The organism is Bacillus sp. PPSBB_11 (genome assembly GCF_038023285.1).
Classification (GTDB): Bacteria; Bacillota; Bacilli; order Bacillales; family Bacillaceae; genus Bacillus; species Bacillus altitudinis.
In genome coordinates this window covers 773,828-781,244 of the sequence record NZ_CP150633.1, presented here as the reverse complement: position 1 = coordinate 781,244, position 7,417 = coordinate 773,828, and the positions used below count along the sequence as shown (strand labels likewise).

The window sequence follows — 7,417 nt, the reverse complement described above, 5'->3', positions numbered from 1 at the left end:
AATATCGAGAATCACTCGCAGCCATCGAAAAAGAACTATCGCAGTTAGATCAGACGAAGAATAAAGTTATCGATATCACTAGCCAAGCGGAGAAAATGAATAACGCGTTAGGCAAAGACCTAAGTAAATACATCACGATATTTACTAACGACGTCACCCGTAAAACGGAACGAGCCGTCAGCCGTGGGCGCGGAAACGAAGGTACTTATCACGTCGGAGGCATCGTCGGTAAACCAGCCGGCAAGCTGCACTCAGGCGGCATGGCATCGAAGTTTATCGATCGTCCGATGAGTCACGAAGTTGATATTCGCGCGCTACGAAATGAGATGGTCTTGACGGAAGCGCAGCAGGCGAATCTATTCCGAATGCTAGACGCCGGACATACGGCTCGGGTGACGTCAGCAGGTGGCAACAGCCCGCAGATACAGGCGCACCTATCCAGCCTCGCATCTGCTATCGAGTCACTTAAAGGGCTGTCGGTAGTCATGGAAGGAGAAGTAGTCGGGCGAATCGTCGAACCACACGTTAGCAGACGGCAGATGGACGAAATAGATCGAAGTAGTTACTAGGGAGGAGGTGAGCGGTTGAGCAACGCTAGTTTTATTAAAGCGATAGCGCCGGACGCGCAGAAAATATACCGGAATTACAATATACTTGCGTCGCTTGTCATTGCGCAAGGTTGCCTAGAATCCGGCTACGGAAATTCGGGCTTGGCTACGAAAGGGAAAAACCTATTCGGTGTTAAAGGCTCGTACAAAGGCGCATCTATTCGAATGTTGACGTGGGAAGTGTATAACGGAAGAAACGTGCAAGTTTACGCCGACTTCCGTAAGTATCCGTCTTGGTACGAATCCATGCAGGACCTCGCGAAACTATACATTAACGGAACGAGCTGGGACCCGAATCACTATAAAGCCGTCGTCGGTCAGACGAACTATCGCAAAGCGACGGCGGCTCTCGTTAAGGCCGGGTATGCGACGGACCCAGCGTACGCAACTAAACTAAACAACATCATCGCGACGCATAACCTGACGAAGTATGACACGAAGAAGACAACGGATACTAGCACCGATGTTGATAAGCCAGCGCAGCCAAAGCCTGAACCGTCCGTTGTTGATATTGACGAAAACTTTAACGAAGATGCATTCTCGCCGGATATTGTTTTCGGGCGATCTTCAGCGATTCCGCGTTCGGATGCAAACTTCCGTATTCAGTATCGCAATGGAACGATTATTGATATGGCGAGGGACTTATCGGTTCTAGTGCGAAGCTTGGTCGTTTCAGCGCCGTCTCCGAATATCACTTACGAAAACATACCGGGGAAAAACGGTTCTTATCGTACAGGCAAGGATTTCGGAAATCGTCGGATCACAGCCGAATGTACAATGTATGCCGAAGACGCGGCTGACTTCTACTTGCTACGCGACGAAATATATAACGCTCTTTACCAAGAATCCGAGTTTTATCTAGTCGCGGAAGGCAATCCGAAAAAACGATGGCGAGTCGAATTGAGCGATTCTTTTGATCCGGAAAGAAGCGGAAGCGTGGCCGATTTTACACTGACGTTCGAAAGCGCATCTCCTTATTGCGAATCGGTCGGAACGACGCAAGATCCGTTCACTTTTGACGCGAGTCTTTGGCAGTTCGGCGAAAACCTAACGGATACTATTCCGACTTACAAACATACATCAAAGAGCTTCCGTATTTACAATGCGGGGGCTATTCGTATTGATCCGTTGGAATTGCCATTCGTCATTTCTTATAGGGGCGCTTCGTCTAAGTTGAAGATCACGAACAAAACGACGGGTGACGCGTGGCAGTATACCGGAGATTCGACGGCTAAAGAGACGATCGTATTGGACGGGGTCAAGGCGCGTAAAGACGGCGTAAGTATTTTCGGAGATACCAACCGGCAGACAATCCGACTAGAGCCGGGGTGGAACGAATTTGTGTTGTCGGGAACGAGCGAATCATTCGAAATCAAATTCGATTTTCGGTTCTATTATTTCTAGGAGGTGGCGCGGTGGAGCTACTTATAAAAACGGTAAGAGGCGAAGTTGAGGCGCTCACCGACTACGATTGTACGGTTCGGGAAACGTCCGAGAATGAAAAGTCGCTTGATGTGTCGGTTTTGAGTACGAGAAACAACGATCACTCATTCGGGTTGATCGAGAACGAAAATATACTAGTTTGTGACGGTGAAGAGTACGTCATCAAGAAGACGCGTCCAGTCACGGCAAATAAAACGATAAAGATCGAAGCATCAGGCGTCTATAAGCCGTTAATCGACCTCGCCGACAATTACGTTTATAGCAAATCCGGCAAGAAAAAGAAGATGACTATTGACGACATGGTTGCGATTGCCCTCGAAGGGTCCGGCTATTCATACGACATATCACCGGAAGGCCTTGACGCTACATTCGAGCTCGAAGATTTCGGCGACGGTTTCTCTAACGATTTATTGCGAGATATTCTCGATAAATACAAAGCGGAATACGCCATCGAAGGCAAAACGGTTGTCATTGCGAAGGAATTGGCTAGAGACACCGATTATCAGATTCGTTATAAATTCAATTCGCGCGACGAATCGGTTGAGATCGATACAAGTTCGTTGAAGACGTATATCCGCGGCTTCGGTAAACAGAACGACAAAACGAAAGCATATGCGGTCGAACTTGAATATACGAGTCCGCTAGCCGAAATCTACGGAATTAAGCACGCGGCCCCTATTCGCGATGATGCATACACCGACAAGAATGCCGACGAATTAGAACTCCGCTTACAGGAAGAACTAACGGACACAATCGAGTTGTCCTTGACGTTGACGTATACGGAGCTTCGACATTTCGGCGTCCAAGACATCCGCAAAGGCGACTACGTATGGTGCATGATCGATCCGTTTGGAATCAACAAGCGGATTAAAGTTGTCGGAGTTGAACGCTATTCAGATCCGAATAAGTCACCAGTTTACACATTCGGAAAGCTGAAACGCGATATTAAAACGGACATGAAAAACTTTCGGAAGACTGAGAAGCGCGTATCCAAGTTGATTGATGCGTCCGGAAAAGTAAAAGGGACATCGGTAGGTTCCGGAATACGTATCGGAAGCGATGCGAACTTTGACGACGGCTATGACCCGACAACTATTCCGAAGTACGGACCGGCGACGGCGGTTTCTGATGGCTTAATGACGTCGAGCGATTTTCAGAAGCTACAAAGCATCGTAGTTGGTCCGGATGGTAAGCCGCAAGTAGATATGGCTAGCGCATCAAAAGCCGGCCTAATGTCGTCGGCAGATTTCATAAAACTATCGAAGGTCATCGTCAGTTCTTCCGGAGCTAACGTTGATCTTAACAAACTCATATCGGATCTAACGGCGCTAACTGCGAGAGTGGCCGCGCTAGAATCAAAATAAAGGAGGCACTAAATGGCTAACGTATTTTTAAAGCGAATAGCGTCGGCGTGGGATCGAATCGCTCGTAATAACTTAAACGATAACTTTTCGAACATCGAGCAAGGTTTTACGAAAGCGACCGCCGAGCTAAACGCCCATAAAAACGCATCGCCCGCACACAAGTCCGAGCAAATTCAGCACGGGCTTTTTACTGCTGCCAATCGCTTGGATAACTTAAACGCGCGTTTTGCGAACCTCGTCGTTAATCACGATGGCGAAGACGTCAAAGAAGTCGTTGACTTGCGGGTAGCGCTCGACGCATCTACGCATCCTACGGCTAAAGATCGCTTCGATTATGACTTCGCTAAACTAATGAAGAAGATCGAAGACATGGCCGTATTTATTTCGTTGCGTCCGTACTTAGAGAAATACGGAAACTTTGACGACGCAATGCAAGCGGCGCTTGACCTATCGAAATCAACGCCTATTACGCTTGTGGTTCCGCCCGGGAACTATACGCAGACACGAACGCTTCGGATTTTCAGAAACACGCGTCTAATCGTTCAGGCCGGCGCAGTTATCAAACGGAACTTCGTAGGATCTATGCTAGTCAACGGACTTGAAACGGATAATTTCAGCGGCTATAACGGCCACGGAAACATCGTAATTGAGGGCGGCGGCACCTTCGATAGTAACGGCGCGGTAATCAAGCAGCAGTGCTCCGTATTCGGGTTTGCGCATGCTGACGGAATTATCATTCGAGATATTACCGTACTTGATGTCGTAGGTGGGCATGCATTTGACTGCGCCGGCAACCAAAACGTCCTGATCGAGAACGTTAAATTTAAAGGCTATGCGGACTACGTAGGCGATCGGTGGTTCTCGGCAGCTATTCAGCTCGATTTAATGCGCTCATCCGCAAACTTCGGCGCGTTCGGGTCATACGATCAGACTGTCACGAGAAACATCGTCATTCGCGGAAATTACTTCGGGAGATCCAGTAAGCTCGGCGGCTGGGCGCGTGCAGTCGATTCACATACGAGTACGGACGGCGTTTGGTATTCAGTCATCCGCATTTTAGACAACGTGATCGAAGACACGACTGAGTACGCAATAAGCGGGAACAAGTGGCATGATACGCGAATCAGCGGAAACAGACTGAACAACTGCGCGTCAGGAATCCGAATCCTACTGCCGCGAGTCACGTCGCAGTATACGCAGGATGCAAACGGAAATCCGACTGGACGCGTGAACAAAACGAAGCACCACATTATCACCGAAAATACAATCACGAACATCACGAAGAATCACGCGATTCAAGTATATGGCCGTAAAGGTTATCAGACGATTGATGACGTAGTTATCTCAGGAAACGTAATTGACGGCGTTGTTGAACGACACGGTATACACATCTCCGACGTTTACAACTATACGATCGGAAATAACATAGTCGATAACGTAGGCCATCACGGTATTCTGATAACACGCAGCACATACGGATCAGCTACAGCTAATACGTTACGCGGCGTCAAAGGAAACGGAATTCGTATCGAAGAAGGTCTATGCAATAACGTAACGGTCGCAAATAATATTTTGAAAGACGTCGGCTTTTCCGGAATCTCTGTGTCAGGAGAATCGCGAAGAGTGCGCGTCTTTTTTAATACGCTCGTAGATGTCGGCACGAGGGCAACCGAAAGCGATGGCTATGACGGAATCATATTTCTATCCGGCGTAGCGCGATCCATGTGTGCGTTTAACGATATTACCGGACTAGGAATGCGTCACGGTATTTATCTGACGAATACTTGCTCGCAAATTTCATCTTACGGAAATTACGTAAAAGGTGCGGGCTTTGACGACAGCTATAACGACAACAGCATCGACCCAATCACATCGACTGCGAACGTTATTTAAAGGGAGGAAAACGGATGTTAGCAAAAGATGGCGCTTTGTCTTTCGACGTCAATGCGCAAACAAAGCGGCCTATCAATGCCGCCATACAATTCAGCACGCAAGATATAAACACGGCACGCCTGTCCTTTAAGCTCACGAAAGATGGCGTCCCTTTGCCGTTGTCTGCGGTTGTAGGTAAACTAGTCCTTTCGATGGCAGACGGAAGCCGTTTTATTCGAGCGATCACACTAGTAAATAAACCGGAAGGACTTGCCGAATACGTATTGGCTACGGACGAAATTCGTCATTACGGCGCAGTAAAAGCCGAGCTTATTTTGTATTACACGAACGGTCAGGCGCTTTCTATTCATAAATTCGGCTTCAGCATCGAGCAGTCTCTTATCGATCAAGATATCGTCCCTGTCGCGGAATACTACATCGATGACTTTGAAACACTGCGCGGTCAGATTAATGATCTTTACGACGACGTCGTTGCAACCGTTGCGGAAATCGAAGCGAAGTTTGAAGACCTGGATAACGTTGAAACGAAGGTTGGTGCGCAGGAAAAGGTCGATGCGCATGCAGAAAACACAGATGTTCACGTAACGCCTCAGAAGAAAGCGGAGTGGGACGCCAAGGAGACGACGGTCGGCGCCCAAGCGAAAGTAACCGCACACGCAAATGATGCAGTAAAGCACGTAACTAACGAAGAGCGGTCGACGTGGAACTCGAAGGAAACTACGTCGGGGTCCCAACAGAAAGTCGATCTTCACGCGAACAATCTAGATCTGCACGTTACCGCAGACGATAAGACGAAGTGGAATGCGGGGCAGCTCCGGAAGCTAACGGCTGATACCGGTTCTTTTAAACTCAACCTAGCCGGCAAGGACTTATATACGGATTTACTAACGGCTCGGACGGCTACTTTCTACGGAAATAGTACGTCAGCAAACGGACCTAGCTCGGCCTCGCTTCGCGGATTTCAGATTGCGGAGGATAATGTTGGCGAAGTACTGGCGATGGGTAACGACGGATCTACTTGGCGCAATACCTTCGGTTCAGGCACTTTCCGCGGATGGAGACGCCTTTTAGATACGAAAGACACCGCCGTTGTTTGGGAAACGCCGTCGTTAGGCAACGGGTGGAAGCAATACGTATCGCCGGACGGATTTCCTCACACGTTGCGCTACACGAAAGACGCATTCGGTATCGTTGAGATTATCGGTTCAATCGCAGGTGGGGCGCTTGGCAATAACGTTGCGGCGTTCACGTTGCTACCGGATTATTTTCCGATCCAATCAATGCATTTTATCGGAGTAGCTTCGAGTGTAGGAACGACAAACGTCCCGCAGTACCACCGTACGTATATCGGAACAGACGGCAAGGTTTGCATTCAATCGTGTTCTAATACGGCTAATCCGAACGAGTTTATAACGTTTGGCTTCCGTTTTAGGGCGGCGAAAGTATAGGAGGTGCTTTAATGATACGCGTATATAAATACGATGAAAATTATGTATGGCAAGCAGCCGGAGAAATACTCGTCGATATAGAAAACGGCGAAGAAATTCCGGAAGGATACACGCCCGTCAAACCACAAGACGGTCTGTTTATCGCGACATTCGATCCGGAGAAAGAAGAGTGGTTCGAGGGTGCAGCGCAAGACTACATCGACAGTCTATTTCCGGAAGCAGCGCCATCCGAAATCGAAGTTCTACGACAGCAGCATGCCGAGTTGGTTTTTACGCTAATGATGGGAGGGGTGATTTAATGAATTGGTTCGCGATCATCAAGAAGTTTTATGCAGACGGAGATTGGACGAAGGAACAAGTCGCAGCCGCGGTCGTCATGAAGAAAATTACGCCGGAACAATACGAAGAAATTACGGGTGAGCCTTACGTAGAAGCGTAGGCTTTTTATTTTGGAAGGAGAGACGTTCTTATGGCGGAGCCGAGCAATACCGAATTAAACGAAAAGATTTCGGATATTCGTGAGTGGCTCGTTCGTATTGACACGAAGGTCGATTATTTCAACGATGTTAAAACAAAAGCAGACCCTTCCTTGTTCAGCTTTTTAAATTGGCCAAATTCACCACGTGCCATTGCACGGTCTGCAATCAGATCAATTTTCTCA

At 48.2% G+C, this 7,417-nt stretch carries 7 protein-coding genes and 1 pseudogene; 7 read left to right on the top strand and 1 reads right to left on the bottom strand.

Going from position 1 to position 7,417, the window contains the following annotated elements; translation table 11 throughout:
- The 7 genes and pseudogenes from V7L95_RS03930 to V7L95_RS03900 all read left to right on the top strand — a co-directional run.
- Positions 1 to 569 (top strand): annotated as a pseudogene (locus V7L95_RS03930) (phage tail tape measure protein); the annotation flags it as partial.
- A 15-nt stretch (positions 570 to 584) separates the two neighbouring features.
- Positions 585 to 2,012: a glucosaminidase domain-containing protein gene (locus V7L95_RS03925; RefSeq protein ID WP_340968090.1), complete on the top strand. Its 1,428-nt coding sequence runs from the start codon at positions 585 to 587 to the stop codon at positions 2,010 to 2,012.
- A gap of 11 nt (positions 2,013 to 2,023) precedes the next feature.
- A complete protein-coding gene (locus V7L95_RS03920; RefSeq protein ID WP_340968089.1) occupies positions 2,024 to 3,415 on the top strand; it encodes a phage tail protein in 1,392 nt (463 codons plus the stop codon).
- Between the two features lie 12 nt (positions 3,416 to 3,427).
- Positions 3,428 to 5,308 (top strand): right-handed parallel beta-helix repeat-containing protein, encoded by a 1,881-nt coding sequence (locus tag V7L95_RS03915; protein WP_340968086.1) that lies wholly within the window; start codon positions 3,428 to 3,430, stop codon positions 5,306 to 5,308.
- Positions 5,309 to 5,322: 14 nt separating this feature from the next.
- Positions 5,323 to 6,756 carry a phage baseplate upper protein gene (locus V7L95_RS03910; RefSeq protein ID WP_340968083.1) on the top strand — a complete coding sequence of 478 codons (1,434 nt, stop codon included), beginning with the start codon at positions 5,323 to 5,325 and terminating at the stop codon, positions 6,754 to 6,756.
- 11 nt (positions 6,757 to 6,767) lie between these two features.
- Positions 6,768 to 7,055: a hypothetical protein gene (locus tag V7L95_RS03905; RefSeq protein WP_340968081.1), complete on the top strand. Its 288-nt coding sequence runs from the start codon at positions 6,768 to 6,770 to the stop codon at positions 7,053 to 7,055.
- Positions 7,055 to 7,195: an XkdX family protein gene (locus V7L95_RS03900; protein ID WP_074041882.1), complete on the top strand. Its 141-nt coding sequence runs from the start codon at positions 7,055 to 7,057 to the stop codon at positions 7,193 to 7,195. Before V7L95_RS03905 ends, V7L95_RS03900 begins: the two co-directional genes overlap by 1 nt.
- Before the next feature lie 113 nt (positions 7,196 to 7,308).
- Here V7L95_RS03900 and V7L95_RS03895 read toward each other — a convergent pair.
- Positions 7,309 to 7,417 (bottom strand): hypothetical protein (locus V7L95_RS03895; RefSeq protein ID WP_340968980.1); only part of this gene is annotated, 109 nt, incomplete at its 5' end.

Bases quoted from the DNA above. Each gene is read 5' to 3' on its own strand.
- V7L95_RS03915 (WP_340968086.1), top strand. From the start codon at position 3,428: ATGGCTAACGTATTTTTAAAGCGAATAGCGTCGGCGTGGGATCGAATC.
- V7L95_RS03910 (WP_340968083.1), top strand. From the start codon at position 5,323: ATGTTAGCAAAAGATGGCGCTTTGTCTTTCGACGTCAATGCGCAAACA.
- V7L95_RS03905 (WP_340968081.1), top strand. From the start codon at position 6,768: ATGATACGCGTATATAAATACGATGAAAATTATGTATGGCAAGCAGCC.
- V7L95_RS03900 (WP_074041882.1), top strand. From the start codon at position 7,055: ATGAATTGGTTCGCGATCATCAAGAAGTTTTATGCAGACGGAGATTGG.